This window comes from Nocardiopsis endophytica (genome assembly GCF_027706725.1).
Classification (GTDB): domain Bacteria; phylum Actinomycetota; class Actinomycetes; order Streptosporangiales; family Streptosporangiaceae; genus Nocardiopsis_A; species Nocardiopsis_A endophytica.
Genome location: NZ_JAQFWQ010000005.1, coordinates 84,820 through 110,198, shown reverse-complemented (window position 1 = coordinate 110,198; position 25,379 = coordinate 84,820). Strand labels below are relative to the sequence as shown.

General features: G+C 71.9%; 24 protein-coding genes. 12 read left to right on the top strand and 12 right to left on the bottom strand.

Features of this window, described 5'->3' with window-relative positions:
* Positions 1–158 precede the first annotated feature (158 nt).
* On the bottom strand, positions 159–2,420 hold the full coding sequence (locus tag O4J56_RS03215; protein ID WP_408639075.1) for a penicillin-binding protein: 2,262 nt from the start codon (positions 2,418–2,420) through the stop codon (positions 159–161).
* A gap of 226 nt (positions 2,421–2,646) precedes the next feature.
* On the opposite strand from O4J56_RS03215, the gene O4J56_RS03210 reads away from it, so the two are divergent.
* On the top strand, positions 2,647–3,207 hold the full coding sequence (locus O4J56_RS03210; protein WP_270683541.1) for a DinB family protein: 561 nt from the start codon (positions 2,647–2,649) through the stop codon (positions 3,205–3,207).
* Between the two features lie 355 nt (positions 3,208–3,562).
* Positions 3,563–3,832, top strand: a complete 270-nt coding sequence (locus tag O4J56_RS32075; protein WP_408639074.1) for a DUF397 domain-containing protein — start codon at positions 3,563–3,565, stop codon at positions 3,830–3,832.
* Here the strand turns inward: O4J56_RS32075 and fxsT are convergent, their stop codons facing one another.
* The 5 genes from fxsT to O4J56_RS03185 form a co-directional block, all read right to left on the bottom strand.
* Complete coding sequence (gene fxsT / locus O4J56_RS03205; RefSeq protein WP_270683540.1) at positions 3,833–8,215, bottom strand: FxSxx-COOH system tetratricopeptide repeat protein; 4,383 nt, start codon at positions 8,213–8,215, stop codon at positions 3,833–3,835.
* Positions 8,212–9,297, bottom strand: coding sequence for an AAA family ATPase (locus tag O4J56_RS03200; protein WP_270683539.1), 1,086 nt, complete (start codon positions 9,295–9,297; stop codon positions 8,212–8,214). Before O4J56_RS03200 ends, fxsT begins: the two co-directional genes overlap by 4 nt.
* A 10-nt stretch (positions 9,298–9,307) precedes the next feature.
* Entirely contained in the window at positions 9,308–11,167 is a 1,860-nt protein-coding gene (locus O4J56_RS03195) for a VMAP-C domain-containing protein (RefSeq protein WP_270683538.1), read from the bottom strand.
* 148 nt (positions 11,168–11,315) lie between these two features.
* Positions 11,316–12,224, bottom strand: coding sequence for an arylamine N-acetyltransferase family protein (locus O4J56_RS03190; protein ID WP_270683537.1), 909 nt, complete (start codon positions 12,222–12,224; stop codon positions 11,316–11,318).
* Between the two features lie 74 nt (positions 12,225–12,298).
* Positions 12,299–13,588: an MFS transporter gene (locus tag O4J56_RS03185; RefSeq protein ID WP_270683536.1), complete on the bottom strand. Its 1,290-nt coding sequence runs from the start codon at positions 13,586–13,588 to the stop codon at positions 12,299–12,301.
* Between the two features lie 259 nt (positions 13,589–13,847).
* Here O4J56_RS03185 and O4J56_RS03180 point away from each other — a divergent pair, with 259 nt between their 5' ends.
* The 3 genes from O4J56_RS03180 to O4J56_RS03170 are packed head-to-tail and all read left to right on the top strand — an operon-like array spanning position 13,848 to position 15,947.
* On the top strand, positions 13,848–14,831 hold the full coding sequence (locus O4J56_RS03180; RefSeq protein WP_270683535.1) for an ABC transporter ATP-binding protein: 984 nt from the start codon (positions 13,848–13,850) through the stop codon (positions 14,829–14,831).
* Positions 14,828–15,679 (top strand): ABC transporter permease, encoded by an 852-nt coding sequence (locus tag O4J56_RS03175; RefSeq protein ID WP_270683534.1) that lies wholly within the window; start codon positions 14,828–14,830, stop codon positions 15,677–15,679. The genes O4J56_RS03180 and O4J56_RS03175 overlap by 4 nt, the downstream gene beginning before the upstream one ends.
* 7 nt (positions 15,680–15,686) lie before the next feature.
* Positions 15,687–15,947, top strand: coding sequence for a helix-turn-helix transcriptional regulator (locus O4J56_RS03170; protein ID WP_270683533.1), 261 nt, complete (start codon positions 15,687–15,689; stop codon positions 15,945–15,947).
* 4 nt (positions 15,948–15,951) lie between these two features.
* On the opposite strand, the gene O4J56_RS03165 is transcribed toward O4J56_RS03170, so the two are convergent.
* On the bottom strand, positions 15,952–16,494 hold the full coding sequence (locus O4J56_RS03165) for a hypothetical protein (RefSeq protein WP_270683532.1): 543 nt from the start codon (positions 16,492–16,494) through the stop codon (positions 15,952–15,954).
* A gap of 42 nt (positions 16,495–16,536) precedes the next feature.
* On the bottom strand, positions 16,537–17,016 hold the full coding sequence (locus tag O4J56_RS03160) for a hypothetical protein (RefSeq protein ID WP_270683531.1): 480 nt from the start codon (positions 17,014–17,016) through the stop codon (positions 16,537–16,539).
* Positions 17,017–17,140: 124 nt separating this feature from the next.
* Here O4J56_RS03160 and O4J56_RS03155 point away from each other — a divergent pair, with 124 nt between their 5' ends.
* Positions 17,141–17,860 (top strand): hypothetical protein, encoded by a 720-nt coding sequence (locus tag O4J56_RS03155; protein ID WP_270683530.1) that lies wholly within the window; start codon positions 17,141–17,143, stop codon positions 17,858–17,860.
* A gap of 43 nt (positions 17,861–17,903) precedes the next feature.
* Here the strand turns inward: O4J56_RS03155 and O4J56_RS03150 are convergent, their stop codons facing one another.
* Positions 17,904–18,347, bottom strand: coding sequence for a VOC family protein (locus O4J56_RS03150; protein ID WP_270683529.1), 444 nt, complete (start codon positions 18,345–18,347; stop codon positions 17,904–17,906).
* Positions 18,348–18,422: 75 nt separating this feature from the next.
* Between O4J56_RS03150 and O4J56_RS03145 the strand changes: the two genes are divergently transcribed.
* Positions 18,423–18,749: an ArsR/SmtB family transcription factor gene (locus O4J56_RS03145; protein WP_270683528.1), complete on the top strand. Its 327-nt coding sequence runs from the start codon at positions 18,423–18,425 to the stop codon at positions 18,747–18,749.
* A 260-nt stretch (positions 18,750–19,009) separates the two neighbouring features.
* Here the strand turns inward: O4J56_RS03145 and O4J56_RS03140 are convergent, their stop codons facing one another.
* The 3 genes from O4J56_RS03140 to O4J56_RS03130 form a co-directional block, all read right to left on the bottom strand.
* Positions 19,010–19,159 (bottom strand): hypothetical protein, encoded by a 150-nt coding sequence (locus O4J56_RS03140; protein ID WP_270683527.1) that lies wholly within the window; start codon positions 19,157–19,159, stop codon positions 19,010–19,012.
* A 611-nt stretch (positions 19,160–19,770) separates the two neighbouring features.
* Positions 19,771–20,355 carry an HD domain-containing protein gene (locus O4J56_RS03135; protein WP_270683526.1) on the bottom strand — a complete coding sequence of 195 codons (585 nt, stop codon included), beginning with the start codon at positions 20,353–20,355 and terminating at the stop codon, positions 19,771–19,773.
* Between the two features lie 10 nt (positions 20,356–20,365).
* Positions 20,366–21,505 (bottom strand): helix-turn-helix domain-containing protein, encoded by a 1,140-nt coding sequence (locus O4J56_RS03130; protein WP_270683525.1) that lies wholly within the window; start codon positions 21,503–21,505, stop codon positions 20,366–20,368.
* Positions 21,506–21,664: 159 nt separating this feature from the next.
* On the opposite strand from O4J56_RS03130, the gene O4J56_RS03125 reads away from it, so the two are divergent.
* From O4J56_RS03125 to O4J56_RS03105, 5 genes are all read left to right on the top strand, one after another.
* Positions 21,665–21,928 (top strand): hypothetical protein, encoded by a 264-nt coding sequence (locus O4J56_RS03125; RefSeq protein ID WP_270683524.1) that lies wholly within the window; start codon positions 21,665–21,667, stop codon positions 21,926–21,928.
* Complete coding sequence (locus O4J56_RS03120) at positions 21,925–22,173, top strand: hypothetical protein (RefSeq protein ID WP_270683523.1); 249 nt, start codon at positions 21,925–21,927, stop codon at positions 22,171–22,173. Before O4J56_RS03125 ends, O4J56_RS03120 begins: the two co-directional genes overlap by 4 nt.
* Positions 22,174–22,335: 162 nt before the next feature.
* A complete protein-coding gene (locus tag O4J56_RS03115; protein WP_270683522.1) occupies positions 22,336–23,004 on the top strand; it encodes a hypothetical protein in 669 nt (222 codons plus the stop codon).
* Positions 23,001–24,275 (top strand): UDP-N-acetylglucosamine 1-carboxyvinyltransferase, encoded by a 1,275-nt coding sequence (locus O4J56_RS03110; RefSeq protein ID WP_270683521.1) that lies wholly within the window; start codon positions 23,001–23,003, stop codon positions 24,273–24,275. Before O4J56_RS03115 ends, O4J56_RS03110 begins: the two co-directional genes overlap by 4 nt.
* Positions 24,272–25,294 carry a serine hydrolase domain-containing protein gene (locus tag O4J56_RS03105; protein WP_270683520.1) on the top strand — a complete coding sequence of 341 codons (1,023 nt, stop codon included), beginning with the start codon at positions 24,272–24,274 and terminating at the stop codon, positions 25,292–25,294. The genes O4J56_RS03110 and O4J56_RS03105 overlap by 4 nt, the downstream gene beginning before the upstream one ends.
* Positions 25,295–25,379 lie beyond the last annotated feature (85 nt).

Sequence of the window (25,379 nt, the reverse complement as noted above, 5' to 3'; positions counted from 1 at the left end):
TTCCGGGCGGATTCCATTACCATCCGAACCGGGGGAGATCACGCTACCACGCCATCGAACGCGCATTCGTGAATACGCGGAACCCCGGGCATTTCCCAGGGATCACCGCTTTAATGGCGTCGTTTCTCCCGGGATCAACGGAATTCGACCGGCCCGCCTCACCCCCGGGCACGGAAGACGTTCACCACCGCGCCCTCCGGGAGCGGTGTCCCCGCCGACGGGTTGGTCGAGGCGACGGCCCCCTCCCGGTGGCCCGAGGGCACGCGCACCCCTCCCTCGCGGACCCGGTAGCCGGCCTCCTCCAAGGCCTTCTCCGCCTCCGGGAAGCTTCGGCCCCGCACGTCGGGCACGGCCGAGTCCGGCCGGGACGGCGCGCCCGCCGCGAACCCCGGCCGCAGCGCCGACGGCCGCGGCTCGGGGAAGTCCCGCTCCTCCGTCCCCTTCAGGGCGCCGCGCAGTCCGTCCCGCCAGATCGGGCCCGGCAGCGTGGCCCCGTAGACCACCGCGTGGTACCTGCCCCCGATGGACACCCCCCGCAGCGGGTACCGGGTGCCGCCGCGCGGGTCGCCCACCGCGACGGCCGAGGCCAGGTCGGGCGTGTGCCCCGCGAACCAGGCGGCGGCCGACCCGTCCGTCGTCCCGGTCTTGCCCGCCGCCGGCCGGCCGGGGCCGAGCCCCTGCGCGGTGCCGCCGCTGGTGAGCGGGGCGCGGAGCACGTCGTTGACGGCGTCGGCGGTCGACCGCTCCAGCGCGCGCTCGCACACCGGCTCGACCGCGCGCTGCTCCCCGCCGGGAGGCGTGATCGCCGCGACCGGGCGGGGCTCGCAGCGGATCCCGCGCGCGGCCAGTGTGGCGTAGGACGCCGCGACGTCCAGCGGGGCGACCTCCTGGTCCCCCAAGGTGAAGGAGTTCCACTGGCCGAACGGCGCGCCGTCCGCGCGCTTGGCGCCCAGGCGCTCGGCCATGCGGACGGTGTCGCACAGCCCGACCCGCTCCTGCAGCTGGGCGAAGTAGGTGTTGGAGGAGTGCTTGGTCCCCTCCACCATGCTCTGCCGCCCCGCGTCGCTGTCCCCCGCGTTGCGCACCTTCCAGGGGCCGAGCCGCTCGCCCGAACAGGTGCGCTGCCCCTTCACGGTCAGTGTGTCGGGCGCCTCGAAGGAGGTGCCCACGCCCATGCGCTCCTCCAGCGCTGCGGCCACGGTGTAGGCTTTGAACACCGATCCCGCCTGGAATCCGGTCCCCCCGCCGTGCCCGGCGTCCACGGCGAAGTTGATGGAGGTCTGCTCCGGGTCCTGCCCGTCGAAGCCGTATTCGCGGTTCTGCGCCATGGCCACCACGTCGCCCGTGCCGGGTTCGACCATGGCCTGCACGGCGACCTTCCCGTCGTCGGCGCCGCGGGGGACGTGGCGGTCGACCGCGCGCTGGGCGGCCCGCTGGGCACCGGGGTCGAGGGTGGTGCGGATCCTCAGCCCGGCGCGCCGGACCCAGCGGGCGCGCTCCTCGGCGTCGGACCCGAACCGGGGGTCGTTCTCGATCCAGGAGAGCACGTAGGTGCAGAAGTAGGGGTGGTCGCTCTCGTAGCACCCGCCGCCGAGGGGCGTCATGTCCAGCCCGAGGGGGGAGTCGGCGGCGCGGCGCGCCTCCTCCTCGGTCAGCACGCCGACCTCGGCCATTCCGGACAGCACGACGGCCCGCCGGTCCAGGGCCTCCTCGGGGTGCTCCACCGGGTCGTACACCGACGGCCCCTTGACCAGCCCGGCGAGGGTGGCCGCCTGCGCCGCCGACAGGTCGGCGGCGTCGACGCCGAAGTAGCGCTGCGCGGCGGCCTGCACCCCGTAGGCGCCGTTGCCGAAGTAGGAGATGTTGAGGTAGCCCTCCAGGATGCGGTCCTTGGGCAGGGCCGCCTCGACGCCCAGGGCGTACCGCAGCTCCCGGATCTTGCGCGCCAGCGTCGTCTCGGTGGCGCGGGAGGCCTGCTCGGGGGTGTCGGCCGCCTCCACGAGCACGTTCTTGACGTACTGCTGGGTGATGGTGGAGCCGCCCTGGGTGCTCCCCTCCAGGGTGGCCAGCGCGGCGCGGAACACCGCGCGGAGGTCGAGCCCGGAGTGCCCGTAGAAGCGGCGGTCCTCCACCGCGAGCACGGCGGCCCGCATCACCGGGGCGACGTCGTCCAGCCGGACCGCCTCGCGGCGGCGGTCGTGGACCGTGGCGAACTCCCGGCCCTCGGCGTCGAGCAGCACCGACTGCTGGACCATCGCGGAGGGGTCGAACGCCTCGGGCATCCGCAGCGCGGACCGGGCCGCGTCCCGCGCCACCACCGCCCCGCCGCCGACCGTCACCAGCACCATCGCCGCGATGAGCAGTCCGGCGACCGCCGACAGCCGGACCAGGTGGACGACCGACCCCGCAGCCGATGCCATCACGCCGTGCGCACCCCCATGCGTTCGGGACCCATTCAGCGAATCTAGGCAGGGGGACGCCATCGGGCGGTCAAACCCGTACCGCGTGCCGGTCATGGTGCGGGGCGCGCAATCGCGGACCGATACCGACCGCAATGGCCCGTAGCGTCGGAGACGTCACCGCGGGGGCCGCCCGAACGGCCCCCGGGCGACGCACCCGGACGCAACCCTGTGGAAGGCGGACCCCATGACGCAGCACACCTCCCCCGCGACCGCCGTGAAGACCGAGGCGGACGAGATCCTGGAGATCCTGCGCGAGCAGCGGCGGTTCCTCCGGCTGACCGTCCGGGGCCTGGACGACGAGCGGGCCACCCGCCGCACGACCGACAGCGGACTGACCCTCGCCGGGCTGGTCAAGCACGTCGCCCGGACCGAGCGGGGGTGGATCGCCATCATGAACGGCCGGACGGAGAACGACCCCGACCGCGAGGCCTCCTGGGGCGACGACTTCCGCCTGGTCGGCGACGAGACCCTGGAGGGCACCCTGGCCTTCTACGCCGGGGTGGAGGCGGAGACGGAGAAGGCCGTGGCCGCGCTGCCCTCCCTCGACCACCCCGCCAAGCTCCCCGAGGCCCCGTGGTTCCCGAAGGACGCGTCGTGGTCGGCGCGGCGCATCCTGCTGCACCTGATCCGCGAGACCGCGCAGCACTGCGGCCACGCCGACATCATCCGCGAGTCCCTGGACGGCGCCACCACGACCGAGGTGATGGGCGAGGCCGTCGAGTGGGGGGACCAGCTGAAGGCCTGAGCGGCCCGCGACCGGGCCGGGTCCGGCCACAAGGATCCCGGACCCGGCGGTGGTTCGAAGCCCCGCCGCCCCTACGGGCACGGCGGGGCATTTCCCTGCCCTGTTCACACCACACGGGACCATTCACCGGGCCCACGTCCCACCAGGAGGCCGGAAAGGACCTCCGCGCCCACTCGGTGCAAGCCTCGGACAATTGGGGGATATCCCCTCAGACGACGGGTATGAATGCCGCGGAAGAACGTATGCGCACCGCTGCGCGACACCGCCGGACACCACCGGACCGCGACACCGAGCCCGAACCCGACCGCCCTCCCCGACCGGACGACGGCCCACCGGTGAAGGGATCCCCCGCTCCATGCCCTCTCAGGAGAACACGCGCGGAAGACGCCCGGACGCGGAATGCCGCCCCTTTGCCTGTGCCGGGCACCCGGGGAAAGAGAGAGGGGAATGGCGCATCTCATCCTATTCCGGAGGCGGTGACGGGGGAGGACAATGCGTCGAAATCCGCTTCGGCCGCAATGAACGGGTGAACGTGCGCGACTCCATTCACCCGGACCTTATCGTGCTCACTGTCCCCTGGGAAGGCTGGACGCACCTCCTCGCCCTCTTACGGATAGGCGAGTGATCACAGTGCGGGCGTGAAGATGTCCTTGTCCTCCCGCACGCCCCGCGCCAGGCCGAGTGTCACGGGATGGGTCTCACCGTGCATCTCGGTATAGCGGGCGCGGAGCCCTTCGAGGCGCACGGCCGCCTCCTCCCCGGCCAGTACGGCCTCTCCGCACAGGAGATTGCGCTCGGCCGCCAGGGTGACGGGGTGGTCCGCTCCGAGCGCCCGGTGGGCCCTCTCCAGGTTGTCCCGGTCGAGGTCGACCGCGGCGTCGACGTCTCCCTGCTCCGCCATCGTGTTGGCCAGACCGAGCGCGGCGACGGGGACGTAGGAGTGCCCGTCCCCGAGGATCCCGCGCAGTCCGGTATGGGCCTCCTCGCCCAGGCGCCGCGCCTCGGCGAGGCGTCCCGCTCCACGGCACACGGTGGCCCAGTTGCTCATGAGGGCGAGGGTGTCGGGGTGGTGCTCCCCGTACAGCGCCACGTGGTCCTCCAGGAGGCCCTCCCCGACCGCCGAGGCCTCATCGAAACGGCCCGCCTCGTACAGGGCGAGCATGTACGTGATCGTGGCCCGGCGGAGGGAGGGAAGGTGCACGCGCCCTTCCCGCGTGGAGAAGTACTCGTACACCCCGCGCGCCTGCTCCACCGCTTCCTCGGGCCGGCCCGCCCGGTAGAGGGCCACGCTGTGGGGACCTCGCGGCCCCTGGGAGATGACCGCCCCGGGGCCGAACATGCGGTCCGCGAAGTCGACCTGCCGCCGGAGCCAACCCTCGCCTTCGCGGTAGCGCCCCGAGGTGAACAAGTCGATTCCGACGGCCACCCCGCAGTTCAGCGTGCTGGGGCTGTCGTTGCCGAGGATCGACTGGTAGGACGCGTACGTGGCCCGGTCGATCTCCAGCGCCTCCTCGACCCGGTCCGCGTGCCGCAGGGAGACCCCGTACTGCTGGGCGAGGAACAGTGTCGTGGGGTCCTCTGGGCCGAGTGTCCTCCGTGCCCCTTCCCACACCTCGCGTGAGAGCTCCTGCGCGCCGTAGAAGTCCCCTTCGATGCGTTTGCCGAAGCTGAACAGCCCGCCGAACGTGAGCGTGTCCTCGTGCAGGGGACCGCGCTCCTCCAGAAGGAGGGCGCGCAGGCGCCCGTTGAACTCCTGGGCTTCGGTGAAACGCCCGAACCTGCGCAGGTTCCCGATCTGGACCTGGGCCACCCCGAGGACCTGCGGATCGGTCTCGGGTACATGCGGCCGCCAGTGCTCCAGCGCCCGCTGCGCCACATTGAGCGATCCCTGGATGTCGCCCCAGACGGCCAGGAACTCGGCGATGTTCACCGCCAGTGTGCGCACCCACGGCTCGGCGCAGTCGTGCACCTCGGCCGTGCGGGCATGGGGGAGCATCTCCGCGTAGACCGGCCACTCGGCAGAAGTGTCCGGGGCCTCCGGGTCGACCGACGCGAGCATCAGGTGGGCTTGGTGCCTGGCCTCCTCCCTCTCCTCGGGGCTCATCCGGTAGCGGAGGCTCTGCTGGACCAGCCGGTGCATCGTGAGGCTGCCCTCCCGGTGGTCCAACCGTGCGAGCGAGAGCTGGCCGATGTCGCGCATGGCACTGCTCAATGCCACCGGACTGTTGAGGATGGACCGCAGCTCCGGAGGCAGTTCGGCCCCGCGCGCCGCCTTGAAGTAGCGCTTCGGGATGGGCACCGGCGCCAGGAAGGCGCAGATCTGCAGCAGCCTCAGCGCGGCCGGGTTCTTCTGCTCCAAATGGCTGAGCGACAGGTTCCACGCCGCGGTGACCGGGCCGTACTCGGTCAGGTCCGGAATGTTGAGCAGCGCTTCGCTCTCGGCCTCGAAGGCCTCCAGGTAGTCGTCGGCGTTCATGTCGGTCTGCAGCAGCCACACCGCGGCCTGTTCCACCGCCAAGGGCAGGTGGCCCAGGACCTCGGCGACACGGTCGGCGTCCGCGTCGGAGATGTCCGGTCGGCGGAGCCGGATGAGCTCCCGGCTCTCCTCCCGCTCGAAGACGTCGACCTCCATGGCCCTCGTGGTGCGCTCCCAGTCCCGGTTGCGGGAGGTGATGAGGACGCGCCCCGGTCCGCCCGCCGGCAGGTACTCGTTGACCATCTGGGGACTGTCGGCGTTGTCGTACACCATGAGCCACTTGCGGTAGGGCGTGCCGCGCCTGAGGGCCTCCAGCACCGCGGGGACCGCCTGGTCGGGGGAGGCGCCGACGGGGAGCTCCAGGGTTCTGGCGAGGTCGCTCAGCGAGCGCATCATCTCGCCCGTGCTCGACGCCGGCACCCACCACACCAGGTCGTAGTCGCTCTGGTGGCGGTAGAGGTACTCGACGGCGAGCTGCGTCTTGCCCACGCCGCCCATCCCCCATACCGCTTCGGGGAGGATGCTGGTCGTCCCCTCGACCAGGCGGGTGTGCAGCTCCTCCAGCTCCTCCGTCCGCCCGACGAAGCTGCGGTTCTTCTGCGGGATCGACGGCGACCAGACCGGCGGCGGGTCGGACGGGTCGTGCCGGATCGCCGCCACGGGGGGTACAGAGCGTGCTGCGGCCAACGGATCTCCAGTGGTGTATCGGGGGGTGGAGGGGCCTGTCCCGGGACCCGTCCCCTCATCACCGACCGCCGTCCTGGCGGCGGGCACCTCCGCGGATACGTCCTCGGTGTTCCGCGGCTCGTCGGCGTCGGCCAGGAGTGCGGGGGCGGTGGGCTCGGAGTCGGCGGACGTCATCGTCGGCGGGCTCTCTCTCGATGCGGCGGCACTGGTCCGTTCGGGAGGGACGATGGCGCAGGTCAGGCGGGTTGCTAGGCGCAGATGGATCCCCGACACCGAGCGTAGCGAATCGGCCACTATCCGCGCCTGCGGAATCGAGGAGTCCGGGATGGACGCGGTGAAGCCCGTGGACGGCGCCGCGAGAGCGGCCTCGAACGCCACCACCCAGGGCATCTCATCACGGACCGACCGCGCCCACGCCGCAAGCGCCTTCAGCGTCTCGGACCGGCGGCCGAGGGAGAGGAGGAGCTCCCGGGCCTTCGACTCGATCACCAGGGACGGACTCGCGCCGCGCCGTGCGCTCGCGCGGCGGATCAACCCGCCGCCCATGACCTCGGCGATGTGCGGCCTGCCCGCCTCCGGGACCACCGCCTGCCGGACGGCCTGAATCACGGGAAGGCTGATCGGAACGGCGGCGAGTGCGCGCAGCAGGCGGAACGCGGTATCCGAGGCTTCGGCACGGAATCGCCCCACCGCCTGCTCGGCCGACTCCTCCGGCCCCTCCACGGCACCGGGACCGTCGTCGGTGTGCTTCCCGTCCGACCGGACGGGGAGCACGCGCGTATGGAACCCGCCGGGGACCGGCTGCCCTGCGGCGAACCGGGCGAAGTCCGCCAGAGCGTCGGGGAAGGCGAGCACCGGCACCGGGAAGGAGCCGTGGGCCGGAGGGGCGAGGAACGGGCTCCGCTCACCGGGATCGGTCAGCCGTGCGGTCAGGCGGGCGGTGGGCACGGCCCCGCCGCGCCCGTCGTCGGCGGGGCGGTCCAGCCGCGCGCGGCGCGTGTCGAGCCAGGTCCGCTCCCACTGGCGGCGCGGGTGCACGTTCACCAGGGCCACCAGGTGGCGTGCGGACCACCGGGCCAGGCGCCGCTGGAACCGGCCGGAACGCCACTCGGAGGACAGGCCGTCGGTGGCGACGAGCAGGACCGCCCCGGGGTCTGCGGCGGCGATCGCGCGCTCGGCGGTGGACCACTCCGCCGGGGCCTCCTCCGGGACGTCCTCGCGGGGGCGGCAGCGGAACCGGCGCACGTCGGCGAAGATGCCGCGCCCGTCCAGGATCCGGTCGAACTCGTCGAGCACGGACGCGTGGAACCGCATCGTCAGGGAGTCCTCGCGCAGGGACAGCAGCCGGAACCGGCGGGTCCGTGCCGGGCGGGTGCGGGGGAGCCAGCGCCGTGTCGCGGCCGCCGTGCGCGCGGTGGCCTCCTCGTCCAAGACGGCCTCGGGGGCGTCCTCAAGGGCCGCGAGCGGCCGCAGGGCGCGCTCGACGGCGGCCTGGTCGAGGCGGTCCTCCGGCGGCGCGGTCGCCACCGCCTGCACCGGCACCGCGCCGTCCGCGGCGGCACCGGGACCGACGTGCACGGAGACGAGGTCCGGGCCGTCCTCCGCCTCCGTCCGCTCCTGGCCCCCCGGGGACTCCGGAACCTCCGGAAGCGGTGCGTCGCGGGCGGGTCCCGCCGGAGCGCCGCTCCCCCGCGGAGGCGCCGCATCGTCCAGGGCCTCATCGTCCGGACCCTCATCGTCGGGGGCCCGGATCCGCTCGGCCTCGTCGATCCGCGCGGCGAGCCACACCGCGTCGGCCCACTCGGCGGCGGTCCCGACGGAGGCCGGCCCGTCGGCCGGTGTCATGTCCACCGCCCCTCGTCCCGCGCGCCGTCCACGCCGCGCCACAGGAAGTCGAGGACCTCGTCCCCGACAGCGGCGGCCTCCGGGGCGCTCATCGTGATGTGCACGGCGTTGAGGAGCTGGTCGGCGGTGAGCGGCCCCGCCTCCCCACTGCGGCCCAGGAAGCGCTGGACCAGGTCTCTGGCCCGGTCGGCCCGCTCCTGCGTCCACTCCCCCTCGAAGCGGCGGCGGAAGTGGGCCCCCACCATCGCCTCCAGGCGCCCGGCGTCCGGTGGGCCCATGTCCACGTGCAGGCAGCGGCGCTTGAACGCGTCCGGGAACTCGCGCTCGCCGTTGCTGGTCATCACGACCAGCGGGAACTCCCGGCACCGGACCCGCCCCCCGCGGACCAGGGCCCACCGGCCGGGGTCGTCGGTGCGCACCCGCGCCTCCTGCTCGCCGTCGGCGGTGCGGGCCAGCTCGGGGACGGCGAACTCGCCCTCCTCGATCACGTCCAGCAGGTCGTTGGCCAGGTCCAGGTCGCCCTTGTCGATCTCGTCGACGAGCAGTACGCGGGGCAGCGCCTGCGGCAGCAGCGCCGTGCCGAGCGGCCCCAGCCGCAGGTAGTCGCCGATGCCGGGGGGCGGCTCGGCTTCGGCGGCGATGTCGTGGACGCGGCCGATCGGGTCGTAGGTGTAGAGCGCCTGGCGCAGCGAGCTCCCGCTCGACACCGGCCACCGCAGCACTCTGCCCAGGCCCAGCTCGCGGCCGACCCGGTAGGCCAGCGTGGACTTGCCCGCGCCCGGCGGACCGGTCACGATGAGCGGGCGTCTCAGGTAGAGCGCGGCGTTGACGGCGTCCGGCTCCGCGCGGTCCACGGGGACCGGGGCCCCGCCGAGGGCGCCCAGGCGCCGCGTGTACCCCTCCTCGTCCGCGGGGGGAGGGTCCTGCAAGGGGCCGCCGGAGAAGTCCCGCCACGGCGGAGGGGGCGGCAGCACGTCGGCGAGCGGTTCCGGACGGGGGACCCCCGTCCCCTGGTAGATCCACCAGCCCCGGCCCGTGGGCCCGGCCTCGGGGGCGGCACCGGATGTGGTCGCATCGTCCAACGGGGGCTCCCTAGCGGTGATCACGAGGGTCGGCGGCGATCGACGGAACCGGGCGGTGCAGGTCCTCGTGGAGGAGCACGGGTCTCCACGGCGGCGCCCCACCATCGTCGGCGCTGCGGCCCGACCGCCGCAAGTGCGAAATGGCCTGTCTCACCGACAGGGCACCCGGTACTCCGGGCCGCGTCGGCATCGCCTCCTCCAAGTGGTCGAGGAAGGACCGGTCGAGCGGGCCGCAGCGGTCCCACACCAGGAACGGGTAACCGAGGGCGAGTGCGCTGCCGAGCGCGGCCCGGCCCGCCTCGGTCGCGATCCCGGGCCCCAGGACGGCGAGGGAGGACCCGGTGTCCGCGCCCAAGGCGGAATGGATCCGCTTGCGCCATCCGTCCTCCCGGCCGGTGTCCACCGGAACCCAGTGCACGCGCGGGCGGGCCGAGGCGTTCAGGGGCGCCCACCGCGCCTGCCACGCCTTCCATCCGGTACGCGGCCCGGTGAGGCCCCGTACGACGACGTCGCGCTCGTCCCCCAGCGCGGCCGTGTGCGGAGCGGCTCCGCCGTCCCCGCCCGCCACGGGGTAAGGCCAGGACTCCACTTCCAGGTCGAGGAACTCCACGGGCAGTGCGACCTCGACGAGGAGGTCGCCGTCCTGCTGTGCCAGCCACCCCTCCTCGGCCTCGGCGACGGCCCCGGCGGCCCGCGCCGCCAGTTCGTCGGCGTGCACGATCACGTTCACGACGCGCTCGGGGTCCCATCGCCTCGGCCCGCTGCGCCAGGCGGTCACGTGCCGCAGCTCGCCGTCGTCGCGGTCCCCGTAGCGCTCGATCCGCACGAGGACGTGGCAGTCGCCGCCGACGGCGGACACGGCGGTGCGCGTGTCGGCCAGGACGACCCGCGCCTCTTCGGCGCCGTGCCGCTCGATGCGCGCCGTCTGCGCCTCGACCCAGGCCCGGAGCTCGCGGACGTCCGGCACGGGACCGCTGGACCGGGTGCCCCCGGCCTCCGCGTCGGCCAGGACGAGGTCGGCGAAGATGAGGTAGGGCGGGACACCGCTGGCACCGGCGTTGTGGTCCAAGAGGCGGAGCAGGGCCCCGGCCGCGTCGTGGGCCTGGTCGGCGTACTCACCGCCCGGGGCCGCCAACCGCACGAGCGTCTCCATACGCCCGGGGCGGACCCCGCTGAGCAGGCGCAGCGCCTCGTTCCGCTCCTTCACCGGGAGCAGGTCCTCGTCGTCCCACTGCGCATCGGCGGCGTCCGCCAGGACGCCGGCCTCGGCGGAACCGAGCTCGGGAAGGGCGTCCAGCACCGCGTCGGCGGGGAGCATGAAGGAGGTTCTGGGATCGGCGTCCTCCCGGCCGTAGGAGCTGGTGACCAGGCCTATGACCGCTCCGGTCGCCTTGTCGAGGACCCCGCTGCCACTGCAGCCGACGGCTATGGGCTCCGACCCGGCCCTCCGGCCCAGCTGCAGGAGGCCGGGCCTGCCGCCGCGGCCCATGAGAACGTGGTCGCTCCAGATCGAGACGGCGCCGTTCCTCGGGTACCCGCAGGTGCGCACGGGGCGTTCGGAGGAGGCGGACGGGCCGAGCCTGCGCAGCGGCGCGCCCCGCATCGGTGCGGGCGCGGGGGATTCCAAGCGCAGCAGCGCGGCGTCGATGCCGTCACCGCCGAGGGAGCGCTCGACGGCGGCCGCGGTGGACCAGGCCTGCCTTATGTAGGACGGGCTGTCCACGGCGACCGTCTCCCCCTCCCGGAGCCTGTCCACCACATGGGCGCACGTGAGGGCTCGGCCCCCGGGGAGGAGGACCCCCGTTCCGATGGCCCTGTCCCTGTCCTGGACCCGGGCCAGGATGCGGAGCGCCCATGGGTGAACGGACACGACCACCTTCCTTCGGCCCTGCGCGTCGTCCCATCCAACGGCAGGCGGCCGGAGCCCTTCAAGGGCCCGGTGCGGGGTCCTGGGCCCAGAGGCCGGTTCCGGCCGCCCGATTCCCGGGCGGTCCGGGATCGGGCCCGGCCGGAGCGGCTCACTCGAGCTCCTGGCCCTCCGGTGCCCGGGCGGCGAAGCGGACCAGGGCCTCCTCGTCCTCCCTCGGCAGGTGCAGGCCGAAGACCTCGCGCAGGACGCCGGGAAGCTCCTCGGGGGCGAGGTCCCGCGCCTCGGGGGCCCGGTCCGGGCGGTGCGTCTCCAGGCGGCGGTCGGTCAGCACGACCCGCTCGGAGGCGCCGTTGCGCTGCACCGAGAGCATCCGGGTGAACGGCGAGCGCGGGTGGTGCGAGGCGATGTATTCGAAGTCGGCCATGTCGGGGCGGTAGAACGGCTCCAGCGTGAACAGGTGGACGTTGAACCACCCGTCGTGCCGCAGCAGCCGCACCATCCACCCGCGCGCCGTGCGGTCCAGGCGGTAGAGCCAGTCCCCCGCCCGCACCTGCGCCCCGTTCCGGAGCGGCAGGGGCGCGTTCGGCCCCCAGCCGCCGACCCCGGTGTCGACGATCCAGGCGCCCTCGCCCGGGACGTCGACCCGGAGCAGGGTGTGGCCGACCGGCCGGAGCCGCGTCGCGTCGGCCCCGAACAGCATCCGGGCGCTGAGCGCGGTCACCGTGAACCCGATGCGGTCGAGCACCGTGGCGAGCAGGCCGTTGAGCTCGTGGCAGTACCCGCCGCGGCGGCGGCGCACCAGCTTGTCCTGCAGGTCGCCGATGGCCAGGGAGACGCCTCCGCGGAGCAGCACGTCGAGGTTCTCGAAGGGGAGGCTCTCGGTGTGCGCGCGGACCAGCGCCCGCAGTGTGGCCAGGTCGGCGCGGACGGGGCCGGTGTGGCCGATGCGCTCCAGGTAGGCGTCCAGGTCGAGGCCGGCCGACTCCCAGCCGAACTCCGGGCCGGGCGGGGGCACGTCGGGCGGGGCGGGGACGTCGTGCAGCGTGCTGGTTCCCATGGGGTTCCCTCCTCCGTGTGGGCCGATGCCCCCACGGTGCCCCCCGCCGCTTGCCGGGGCCTTGCCGCCGGCTGTCAGTGCCCTTCCGGGGACGGCGAGTCGAACCCGCGCATCCTGCGCAGCGGGGAGAACACCAGCACCAGGGGGCTGAGCGCCATCGCCACCGCGAACACCGCGACCGCCTCGCGCACCCCGAGCGCGTCGGCCACCGCCCCGCCCATCAGGCCGCTGACCGGCATCACTCCCCACACCACGGTGCGGATCGTCGCGGTCATCCGCCCGAGCAGCTCCGGCGGGCACTCCCGCTGCCGGTAGGCAATCTGGCAGATGTTGTAGCAGACGGTCCCGGCCGCCATCACCGCCGAGGCCAGCACGAACAGGCCGGCCCGCCAGTCCGGCGCGGCCAGCGGCAGCAGCAGCCCGAACGGCGTGGTCACCAGCGGTGCCAGCCAGATCAGCCGGGCCTGGCCCACGGCCGCGGCCAGGCGCCCGGTCACCGCCGCCCCGGCCAGCCCGCCCAGGGTGGCCCCGCTCATCATCCAGCCGACCGCGACCGGGGGCAGGCCCACGGTGCGGGTCAGGAACAGGACCTCGATGGCGAAGATCGCGCTCATGAAGAGGTTGATCAGCGCGGTCTCCAGCACGATCAGCCGCAGCAGGCGGTGGCCGAGCAGGAAGGCCACGCCCTCGCGGATCTGCCCGGCCAGGCCCGCCCGGCGCGCGGGGGCGGGGGCCGGCTCGCGGGTGCGGATCGCCCCCAGGAACAGCAGCGAGGTCAGCGCCGTCAGCGCGTTGGCACCCAGGGCCCCGACGGTGCCGAACACCTGCACCGCGGTCCCGGCGATGCCCGGCCCGGCGAAGCCGGACACCGAGCGCACCGCCTCCAGCCGGGCGTTGCCCTGCACCAGCCGCTCCTCACCGACCAGGCCGGGCAGATAGGAGTGGTCGGCGACGTCCCCGAACAGCTGGGCGCACCCCAGCAGCAGCGCGACCACGACCAGCACCGCCATGTCCAGCACGCCGAGCAGGTGGGCGGCGGGCACCGCGGCGAGCAGGACCAGGCGCGCCGCGTCGGCCGCCATCATCACGGTGCGGCGCCGCATCCGGTCCACCCACGCCCCGGCGGGCAGGCCCAGCAGGAGGAACGCGGCGTGCTCGGCGGCGGCGAGCAGGCCCATCTGCAGCGGCGTGGCGCCGATCAGGACGACCGCGGTCAGCGGCAGCGCGACCATGGTGACCGCGCCGCCGAGCTCGTTGCTGACGTGGGAGGACAGGAAGAGCCGGAAGTCGCGCACGGCCGGATCGCCGCCCACCGGTCCGGGCGCCTGCGGGGTCGGGGAGGAGGGGGCGGAGCCGTCGGACACAGGGGCGTCCCTTCACGTCGCTGTGCGGGGAGCGAACCGGTCGGGCGATTCTGTCACCACGCCCGGACGCGGTGTAATCGCCCCCCATACCTCCGCCGATCCGGCCATCGGAGCACCGCCCGCCGCGCGGATCGTACGCCCCGCCCCCGCCCGTCGGACGAAACCGCGGCACCGTCCGCGTTCGGACAGCAGTCTTGCGAGAGGATGTAGTACATGTGCTACATATAGAAGCAGTCATATAACGAAAGGCAGTGCTTCCATGGCTCTCACCGACGGCGCCTCGGCGTCGACGGCGGCCTCCCCGCACTCGGGCCCCGCCATCGACGTCCGCGACCTGCGAATGCGCTACGGCGACAACGACGTGCTCAAGGGCGTGGACCTGACCGCCGACCCGGGCGAGGTCCTCGTCCTCCTCGGCCCCAACGGCGCGGGCAAGACCACGACCGTCGAGATCCTCGAAGGCTTCCGCGTGCGCTCGGCGGGCGAGGTGTCGGTGCTCGGCGCCGACCCGGCCGTCGGCGGCGAGGCGTGGCGGGCCCGGCTCGGAGTCGTCCTGCAGTCCTGGCGCGACCACGGCAACTGGCGGGTGCGCGAGCTGCTGGCGCACTTCGCCGCGCACTACGCGCCCTACTCCACCGCCGGCCGGCCCCGCCCCCGCGACGTGGACGCCCTGCTGGAGACGGTCGGCCTGGCCGGCCACGCGCGGGCGAAGGTGTCCTCGCTGTCCGGCGGGCAGCGGCGGCGGCTGGACGTGGCCGTGGGCATCGTCGGCCGCCCCGAGCTGCTGTTCCTGGACGAGCCCACGGCCGGGTTCGATCCGCAGGCCCGGCGCGACTTCCACGACCTGGTGCACCGGCTCACCGACGAGGAGGGCACCACGATCCTGCTCACCACCCACGACCTGGACGAGGCGGAGAAGCTGGCCGACCGCATCCTCATCCTGGCCGACGGGCGCATCGTCGCCGAGGGGAGCGCCGACGAGCTGGCCCGCCGGGTCGGCAGCGGCAGCGAGGTGCGCTGGGTCCAGGACGGGCAGCGGTTCGTCCACGCGGCACCCGACGGCACCGCGTTCGTGCGGGAGCTGCTGGAGCAGCACGGCGACGCGGTCACGGACCTGGAGGTGCGGCGGGCGAGCCTGGAGGACGCCTACATGGAGATGGTGGCCCGGCACGAGTCGGGCAGGACGGCCGACGCCGCGAGGGCGCTGGAGGGTCTGGAAGGGCTGGAGGGGATCACGCGATGAACCGGACGACGCACGTCCTGCTGCGGGGACTGGCCGAGGCGCGCCTGGCCCTGCTGGCCTCGCTCCGCAGCTTCCAGGAGATGTTCGCCACCGTGATGTTCGTCGCGGGATTCACCGTCGGACTGTCCTTCATGCGCGGCGGCACCGTCGACGGGACCGGCGTGGACTCCGCGACGGCCTCGCTGCCGGGCGTGCTCGGGCTGTCCGTCGTGTTCGTGGGGGTGGTGGCGACCGCGATGATGCTCGCCACCGAACGCGAGGACGGCACCCTGCTGCGCGCCAAGGCGCTGCCCGACGGCATGGCCGTGTACCTGATCGGCAAGGTCGTCTACGCGGCCGCCCTCGTCCTGGCCACCGTGCTCCTCCTGGTGGTCCCCGGGCTCTTCCTGTTCGACGGGCTCGCCGCCGGGCTCGCCACGGGGTGGCCGCAGCTGCTGTGGGTGCTCCTGCTGGGCATGGTGGCCTCCATCCCCGCCGGGGCGGTCCTGGGGGCGCTGTTCGACAACCCGCGCCTGGTCAACGCCGTCGGCATGGTGCCGGTCTTCGGGATCACCATGGTCTCCGGCGTGTTCTTCCCGATCACGGCGCTGCCCGGCTGGATCCAGACGGTCGCGCAGGTGTTCCCGGTCTACTGGATCGGTCTGGGGCTGCGGTCGGCGCTCCTGCCCGACAGTATGCTCAGCGCGGAGATCGGGGAGTCCTGGCGGCACCTGGAGACCGCGGGCGTGCTGGGCGCCTGGGCGGTGGCCGGGATGGTGCTGGCGCCGTGGCTGCTGCGGCGGATGGCACGCCGGGTCTCCGGAGCGAACGTGGAGAAGGCGCGGCAGAAGGCGATGCAGCGTGTCTAGTGGTGCGGTGTCCAACCGGTCGAAGGCCGGGGCGCAGGCGGAGCCCATCTACAACCGCATCGCCGTGCTGCGCGCCGAGCGGGGGATCTCCCGCCGCGCGCTGGCCGAGGCCCTCGGCGTTCACTACCAGACGGTCGGCTACCTGGAGCGGGGCGAGTACAGCCCCAGCCTGCACCTGGCCCTGCGGATCGCGCGGTACTTCGAGGTCCCGGTGGAGGTGGTCTTCTCCACCGACCCGTTCCCGAGGATCGGCAGCGCGGAGGGCTGAGGCCTCACGACTGCCAGTGCGCGTGCGCCTGCGCCTGACCCCTCATCCGTTTCCGCTCCATCACCCCCGCGATGACGAGGGTGACGACCGGCGCGGGCAGGAGCACCAGGCCCGCCACCGCCCAGGGGATCGAGTTGAAGATGAGCCGGCGGCCGGGGTCGAGGCCGAGGTCCGGGTAGACGGCGGTGGCCATCATCCACCAACCGCCGACGACGGCACCCAAGGGCACCAGGAGCAGGGCCGTGACGAGGTGGAGGGGGCCGATGCGCCGGGTCGCCGCGAGGACGGCGAGCACGGTGAGGGCGGCGGCCGCGAGCACGGCGCCGCCCACGCCGATCACGGTGACCGCTCCATCGGAGAGGGGGAGCGGCCCGATCAGGTAGGTGGGGTCATAGCGGCCGTCGCCCGAGGCGCGCTCCCGGTCGGCCAACTCGGCGAGGACCTCCTCGGTGGGCCGGTGGAGCACCCGCCACGTGGCGAGGGCGGTGCCGACCGCCAGGGCGGCGGCGGGCAGGAGCATGGCGGGGGTTCTGCTCTTGGAGGTCATCGTCGGGGGCGTCCTTGGGGGATGGGCGGGTGGTCGGCGGCTTCAGTCGCCGGCGCGGACGGTTCCGGAACGGCTCGCCCTGCGCTTGCGGCGCGCGAGGAGCCCGGTGGTGAGGGCCGCCGCGAGGAGGACCGCCGCAATGGGCGGGAACACGACGGTGGCCAGGCCGAATCCTATGTTGGCACCGATCACGGGGGCAGTGGCGACCGCCCACCAGACGCCGGCCATGGCGGGGACGGGCGCCAAGAGCAGGGCGGTGCACAGGTGGAGGGCGCCGATCCGGCCGGTCGCGGCGAGGCGGATGAGCAGGGCCAGCCCGGCGAGGGCGAGGGCGGCGCCGGCGATCCCGACCGCGGCGGCGGCGCCATCGGGCAGGGCCGGGGCGGCGATGGCGTGGTCGGCGTCGGGGATGGCGTCGGGCGGGGTCCGGACCGCCCACCAGGCGGCGGGGCCGGCGCCCAGAAGAAGCGCACCGGCCGCGAGGACGGTGGATGGGGTGGCGCTCTTCGCGGTCTCGTCCATGCCCCGATCATCCGCCATGCGGGGGCGGAAGAACATGAGTAGGCGTACTTATACGTAGGAGCGGGCGGTGCGGGACAATGCGGCCCACGCACACCCCGCCCCCTGCTCCCCCGCGAAGGTCGCCATGCCAAGTCCCCAGGCCGCCACCGCCGTACTGCTGTTCGCGCTGATGACGACCGCCGCCGGTTGCGGCGCGTCCGGCGGAGGAGGCGGGGGTTCCGCGTCTCCCACTCCTTCATCGTCCCCCTCCGCGTCCCCCTCTCCTCCCGCCGGGCAGGAGGTGGAGTACCGCGCGCTGACGGTGACCGTCCCCGAGGATTGGGAGGTCCGCTCCCGGGAGGACGACTTCAGCAGCCCGGGCGACACGGACCTGGGAAGCGAGGAGTGGAAGGCGCTGGTCCCCGGGGAGTGCGAAGCCGACAGGCTGAACTGGGGGAACGCGGACGACGCGCCGTGCCCGCACGTCAAGGTCCTCGGTCCGAAGGCCATCTCCCAGGCGGGCCACGGCGCGCCGTTGGACCCCGACGGTGCGGCGTTCCCCTACGACCCGTCGACGAACCCGGCGCCGTGCCCGATGAGTGTGGAGACGCGGGAGACGGAGTTCCCGCCGCCGGAGGAGGACACCGCCTACACGACACGCCCCGTGGGCGCGAAGAAGGCGGCGTACGCCGAGGTGGAGGCCCTGTGCATCGACCCGGAGAACAGCACGGCGGCGGACGGGCGCCCGCTCATGCGGGGATACGACCAGCGGTACTGGTTCCTGCCGGAGTCGGAGATCCTCATCGTGGACAACTACGGGATCGAGGAGATGGACGACATCCTCGCCGGGGGGCACCTGGAGTGAGGCCCTTCGGGGCGGCCTTCAGGATGTCGTCCCCTCCCCCGGCTCACAACCCGTAGATCCCCTCCGTGACGGCCTTCGGGGCGCCGGGGCTGCCGTCGCGGGCGTCCCAGTCCCAGAACTCCACGACGTTGCCGTCGGGGTCGGTGACGTAGGCGGAGTGGGCCTGGCCGCCGAATTCGACCTCGTCGACGGTGTGGCCGTGGGCGCGGACGCGTTCGACGATCCCGGCGTAGTCGGCGGGGTCGACGTGGATCGCGTAGTGGACGTGCAGGCCGCCGCGGCCGCGAGAGATGCCGATCTGGGGAGCCCAGAGGCCGATGCGGGTCCAGCCGGCGAGGACCCAGACGGCGTTGCGGCCGTTCCACTGCGGCCCCTCCCAGCGCTCGATGACCGGGAAGCCGAGGACCTCCGTGTAGAAGCGCTCGGCCGCCTCCAGGTCCTTGGCTTCGAGCACGAGTTCGTTGACCCCGTTCACCGGTGCGGACATGGCGCGCCTCCCGTATATAGCGAAACTCCTATTTAGTTATCTCCCTATATAGACCCGAGGCGATACACTGTCAACATGCCGCCGACCGCCGCCTCTCCCGCCGCCGCACCGCCCGCCCCGACCGACCTGGCCGTGGAACGGTTCCGGGCGTTGGGCCACCCGGTACGCCTGGGCATCCTCCGGGAACTGGCCCGCACCCCCGACACGTGCGCGTGCGACTTCGCCGAGGTCTTCGACGTGAGCCAGCCGACGATCAGCCAGCACCTGAAGGTGCTGCGCGAGGCCCACCTGGTCACGACCGTCCGCCGGGGCAACCAGATCTGCTACTCCCTGGACCCGCAGGCCGTCGACGACCTGAGATCGGTCCTGACCGACCTGTCCACCGGAGCGCCGACCGGGTGACGTGACCGGAGGGAGCTGGCGGCAGTTGGACCAGGCCTGGGCAAGAGATTGCGAGGACCGCCTCGGTGTCCGATGTACCCAGCGGAAACTACGCCCCTCGCCGGACATGGAGAGGCCCGCACGCCCAGGTGATCGCCCATCCGTGTCCTGTTCCGATCCTTCCTCCGACAACCGGGTACACGGGCGACAGGATCACACGAAGGATCCGAATCGGGATCACAAAGTGGGCGCCCCACCAGGCTGCGGGACGCCCTCACCAACTAGAAGAACCGGAACACGAGCACCACGGCGACGACGATTCCGCCGATGGCAGCAAAGTTCGTGATCAGTCGTGCGGTGTGCGCCCAGCTTTCGAGAGCGACCGCAATCAGGCGGAGCAGATCAGAGAGAACAGGACCAAGCCAACCCACGTGAGACTCCCAGCGGGCACAAGAAACTCACGCTCCGTTGAGAGCGTCGGTACCCGCGAGAATGAGCGGCCCTCACGTTCGGACCGGCGGCAACCCGCTATTCACGACCGAGTCTAGAACGGCAGGCGAGAGATATCGAACCGATGACCCCTCCGTGCCGGGGCACTGGCACGGAGACCATCGATCAGGTCCTCCAAGGTCTCCTCCCTGAGCTGCGCTGATCGATGGCACCTAGGGCACTTCAAGACCGCCTTGCGGCGGCCATCCGGAGTCCGGACGAACACCGGCGCACGCGTCACCGTAGTCATGCGCCGCCCTGTAGAGCGCTGGCTCCGCCCCCGGCTGAGCACGGATCGGCGATCCTTTTCAGGCGCCATCTTCGAAGGCTCGAGGCCATCGCCGCCCAGTGATTCCACAACCCTCTTGTTGAGGCGGCGGAGATCCTCATCTGAAGGGCTGTTCCTGTGATCACTCAAGTCGGCGATCTCGGCAGGCGCGTGTTGATCTTTATCGGTACAGATTGCCTTGAAGCTCGCGCGTGGTCGAGCCGGATTGCGGCGCCTGCTCATGCTGTCTCCCGTCGCGTCCTCCCACAGTGATCCCGTGGGCGGTCAGAGCTGCGGCTTGGAATTTCGTGCCTGGTGCATCCAGCGCAACGACGACGCTTGTAGCGCCGCCTCCGCGAGGCGCTTCGCCGTGGCGGTCTTCAGCGACGCCATGGACGTCTCGATCCACGCCCGGGTGTCGGTGCCCTGTTCCTGGTACTCCACGGCCTGGATGAGGCACTCCAGCTTGTCGGCGTCCTTGGCGCAGACCGCCTCGGCCGACTCCTTCGCCTCGTACTCTCCGACGGCGGATTCGATCACCTCGGCCAGCGCTGCCGGCATCCCCGCCGTCTGGTCCGCGGTGACCTCCTCGTTCGGAGCCGCCTTCAGGTAGCGCTTGCCGATGTGCGGGATGTCGGAGACCCGCGACTCCTGGGTGTCGTGGAACAGCGAGAGGAACGCCGAGCGCTGTGGGTCGGCCCCCTCCAGGGAAGCGATCACCGCCGCGGTGATCGCCGTGCGGTGGGAGTGGTCGGCGATCGACTCGGGGGAGGCGACACCGGCGATCACCCAGCCGGTGCGCTTGTACCTCTTCAACAGGCCCATCTCGAAGAGGAAATCAACCGTCCGCGCGTCGCGCTCGTCAGTCATGAGGCCCTTCCTACCAGCGGTGGATCATCCGTAGAGCGTAAAGGACCTCGTTCAGCTCCTTCACTGCCTGCGGCGACACAGAGCCTTGCTCAAGAAGACGTGCAGCCGCGGCGGAGGCGGCTTCTGCACTTCGAGGGTTCACCACCTCAGGTTTCCGAGTGATCAGGGACCAAAGCGTGTGAACGACGACGTCGATGTACGGGTTGGTCGCGTCGAGCTTGGTGACGAGGTGGGAGAGCATCCGGTCTCCACTCCAGGCCCCAAGGTCGAGTTCGACCATGAAGGAGTCCGTCACCTGCGGGTCGCTGATCTCCCCCAGCCAGTACGCCCAGTAGTTGAGGTTGGCCGTCTCGCACTCGTCGGTCTCGATGTGCACGTCGATGAATCGGGACAGCGCATCACCGTCGCCCTTGCGAGCGAGAGTGTGCGCACCGGACCGAACGACGGGCCATGAGGGTGTCCAACGCCCGGAGTGGAGTCGACGCTCGTCGTCGTGCTGCATGAGCGCGAGCCACTCGCCGGTTTCGGGGCTGGCGTCGAAGCCGGCGACGTAGTGAGCTTGGCGCCGCAGAAGCGCCCCGGTTTCGGTGTCCGGCGCGGCCTGCTCGGCGACGTCGCGCAGATGTCCGATGATGTGGTTCCGCTCGTCGACCGCCAGTTGCGGTCCTGGTGGCGTCGGGCCGTACCGCTGTTCCGCTGCGTACACCATGAGCACACTCGGACGAGTCCCGGTGAAGGCCCAGCCCACCAGATCAGTGAATGGCCGATCGATTACCCAGGTCGCAAGCGGGTGCACTTCGTTGTCGCCAGGGCCCTCGCAGGCGAGCGCGTAACCGATGAAGCGGTCGGCCTCCATGGCACTGTCGAGCTGTCCGAGCAGGGGCGGGGGCGCCCCCAGACCCAACAGGGAGCGACGCAACCGCAGGTAGGTACCCGCTGTGACCGCCATTAGAGGGCGTCGCCCACTCTCCCATCCCTGCACGGTGGTGACGTCCACTCCCAAGCGTTCGGCGAACTGCTCTTGAGTCAACGACACAGCTCGCCGAACCACCTTGAGGACGTAGCCGGAGACGCGTCCCTCGCGGTCGCCGTCCCCGCCTTTCCGCCCACCCTGACCACAGGTCAGGGTTGCGCGCGCGGCCTTCGCCATCACCGCTCTCCCGGGGGTGTGAAGGGCATCGGCACTCGTACCCGCAGTCAGTTCAGCTCACAGGTACCAGTCCGTAGCGTCATCACCACGATAGAGCAGACCCCCGCGACGCGTGCAGGCGTCCGGGGGCATGGCCACCAGCTTCAGGGAGCTGACGACATGGCAGAGACTAATCGGAATGAAGACCGCACCGCGACACTGTGGGGCCGCTCGCCGGAGCACGCCGCCGACCATGCCGCAGCGGCGCAACTGCAAGCCCGGTACCCGCACATGGTGATCTGGTTCGGGGAGACCTCCGGCCACTTCTACGCGATGGACGCGGTCGGCCTCCACAAGCGGCCAACGGTCGACGCCCTCGCCCTGTTCGCCTGGCAACGCACCAATCGCCCCCGCCCGCGCGGCGTCGTGGTGAGCGTTCGATGAACGCGGTCGAGGAAGCACACGAGGCCACGCGGAAGCGGCTCAACACCACCTTTGACGGCCGCTGGCGCGTATGGCGGTCGCGTGACGACCAGGGGCGCCCGGCCGCGTGGGTGGCGACCAACATCGGCGTGCCCGGTGCGGTGCCGACGCTGCACGAGACGACCCCCGAACGGCTTGAGGCCCAGATGAAGAACCCTCCGCCCGGCTTTGCCGGGCCGCTCTCGGCCATACGGCCCACGAGGTAGCAGCGAGCCGCACGGGCGTCCGGTTCCGCCGCTCTGCCCGTGCGGCTTCACCGATCTCGGAAAGCCGGCGCACGGTCGCCCTCCGGCCGTCAGTTCACCTATGAGCCGCCCGCACTACGACGACGAGTTCGGTAAGACGCTCGACCCCCTGAAGGAGCGACCATGTCCCCGAACCAGTTCCTCGACCTGTCCTACTACTGCGACACCAGCGGTGTCCCACTCCCGTTCCCCGTGCCGGAAGCCGTCTTCGACGTCAAGGCCGGAGTGCGTGACTGGCTCAGCACGGCCCGCCGGGACCTGTCGGGAACCGTCCATCCGCGCGCCGAGGTCGACGGAGCGGTCATCGTCGAACCGGGCGCGGTGGTCGACTCGGGAGCCGTGATCACCGGACCGGCCCTGATCTGCCGAGGCGCCTACGTCGGTCGCGGCCTGGTCCGCGATCACGCGGTGATCGGCCCTGGCAGCAAGATCGGTTACGCCTGCGAGATCACCCGAAGCCTGATTCTCGCCGAGACCCGTGCCATGCACTTCGTGTTCGTCGGTGACTCGATCATCGGCAGCCGGGTCAACGTCGGCTCGTCATCGGTACTCGCCAACCTGCGCGTCGACCGGCCGGTCGTCGAACCGGCGGTAGACGAACTGTTCGTGACCGTGTCCGGTGTCCGAGTCGGTACCGGTCAGACCAAGTTCGGCGCCGTGCTCGGCGACCGGGTACAGCTTCCCGCTCTGACCTCGGTCGCCCCTGGGACGTTGATCGGCCCGGACGTGACCATCTATCCGACCGGCCAGCTCGGGGGCCTGTATCCGACGGAAGCGCGGGTACGGATGTGAGGCGCCTACTCATCACCGGGGAGACCAGCCTCGCCGGGCGCATCCATGTCCAAGGGTCGAAGAACGTCTTCCTCCACCTGGCCGCGGCTTCGCTGCTCGCGTCCCGCCCCGTTCGCCTGCGCAACGCTCCCGCGATCACTGACACTCGTGTCTGTGTGGAGATCGCCCGCGCGCTCGGCGCCCACGCCGAGGTCGCCGACGCCGCCATGACCACACACGCCGCTGATCTACGCACGACAGAGATCCCCGGCGGCCTCGGGACCCTGATTCGCCCGACGGCATGCTTCGGCGCCGCGGTGCTCGCCCGCACCGGCGCGGTCACTTTTCCCTTCCCTGGAGGGGACGCTTTCGCCGAGCGGCTGATCGACCGCCATCTGGCAGCGATGCAGGCGGTCGGCGCTGAGATCCGTGTCTCGGACGGCTTCGTGCATGCGCGGGCACGCCGACTCGCCGGCTTCACGTTCGACGCCTCGACCGATGGCCATGGTCCGAGTCTCGGGGCGACCATCTCCGCCCTTCTCCTCGGGGCGATGGCCTCGGGCGCATCCCGTATCTCCGGCGCCAGTGTCGAACCGGAGGTCGAACACACCGTTGGCCTGTTGCGGTGCCTCGGCGTGCCGGTGTCCTGGGAGGGGACGAGCACATTGGAGGTCGAAGGGCGGCCCCCTGCGAACGGCGCGACGTACACGGTGCCACCGGACCGAATGGTCGCCGGAACGTACGCGATCGCCGCGGCGATGACCGAAGGCCGGATCGATCTTGCCGGGGTCGCATTGAGCGACTTCCCCACCGGCTTCCTCAAGGTCGCCGCAACCGCAGGACTCGACCTCGCTCAAGTGCCCCACGGCATCCGCGCAACGCGTTCGGAGCCGGCCCCGGTGGAGTTCGAGACCGGGCCGCACCCCGAATACCCGACCGACCTGCAACCGCAGTTGTGCGCCCTGCTCACGCAGGCGCCGGGCACCTCGAAGGTGGCCGAGCGGGTCTACTCCCGCAGGGCGACACATATTCCCGGTCTCGCCTCCATGGGCGCCGACATACGAGCAGTCGGCGATCATCTGACGATCGTCGGTCCGCGCACGCTGTCCGGCGCTACCGTTCGTGGAACCGATATCCGCGCCGCCGCGGCGCTGGTGCTCGCCGCGCTCGCAGCGAGCGGGAGAACCGAACTGGCCGGGGTCGAACACCTATACCGCGGCTACGAGAACCTGCCGGGCACCCTGCGCTCGCTCGGCGCCGCCGTCATGGAGCACAGCCAGGAGGAGCTTTGAGCGACCCATGGGTGAACTCAGCGAGCGACACGCTGAAGCACGCCCTTGAGGACATGGTCACCGATCGCCTGACCCCCGGCGCGGCCGCGGCGATCGGGGCCCCCGACGACCGTGCTCTCGTCGCGGTCGGAACGACCGGCGTCGACGGGGAGCATCCGGCCACGCCCGAGACCTACTACGACATCGCCAGCCTGACCAAAGTCGTGGCGACATGGCCGCTCGTCGGACGCGCCGTTGCCGATGGGCTGGTCGGCCTCGATGCGCCGCTGGCCAAATACTTCCCCGACCTCGCCCCACAGTCGCATCCCGGCCTCAAGGCCACAATGCGCCAGATCCTCACGCACACCTCGGGACTCATGCCGTCGACCCGGCTCGACCGGTACATCGGCGATGAGCGGTACATCGCCGAAGCCATACTCGCCGAGCCGCTGGGAACGGTCGGTGAGCAGCGCTATATCAATCGCGGGTTCATACTCGCGGGCCTGATGCTCGAACGTCTACGCGGGGAGCCCCTCGGTCGCCTTCTCGACGCGCACATGAGCACGGTCGGCGTGGCCGGGATCGGCTACGGTCCTTTCACACGCAGCGCCCAGGTGGCGCCCACCGAGCGGCGGATCGGCGGCGCTCATCCGGTCCACGGCACCGTGCACGACGAGAACGCCGCTCTTTTGGGGGGCATGGCGGGCCACGCAGGGGTGTTCGCCACTGCCGAAGGGCTCGCCGACTACACGAGCGCCATCATTCGAGCCCGATCCGAGGAGGCGCCGGTCGGCGCGTTCGTACGCGAATCCTGGCACCCGATGACAAGGGTGGACGAACTCACCCACCGCGGACTCGCGTGGCTCATCCGCGACGGGGGCGTCGTCTACCACCACGGGTTCACCGGTACGAGCTTGTTCTTGCACCCGGATACAGGGCGGTACTTGGTCCTGCTGACCAATGCGATCGCCTTCGGACGTGAACGCCGTGGCCTTGCAGATGTGCGGAGGGTCGCCCTCGGACTACTGGAACAGCCATAGCCGACGTTTCGAGGGCGGAGGACCGATCGCCGCACCGCCTCCCCAGAAGCTCGGTGAGGAGACAAGCGACCTGGCGCCGCACCAA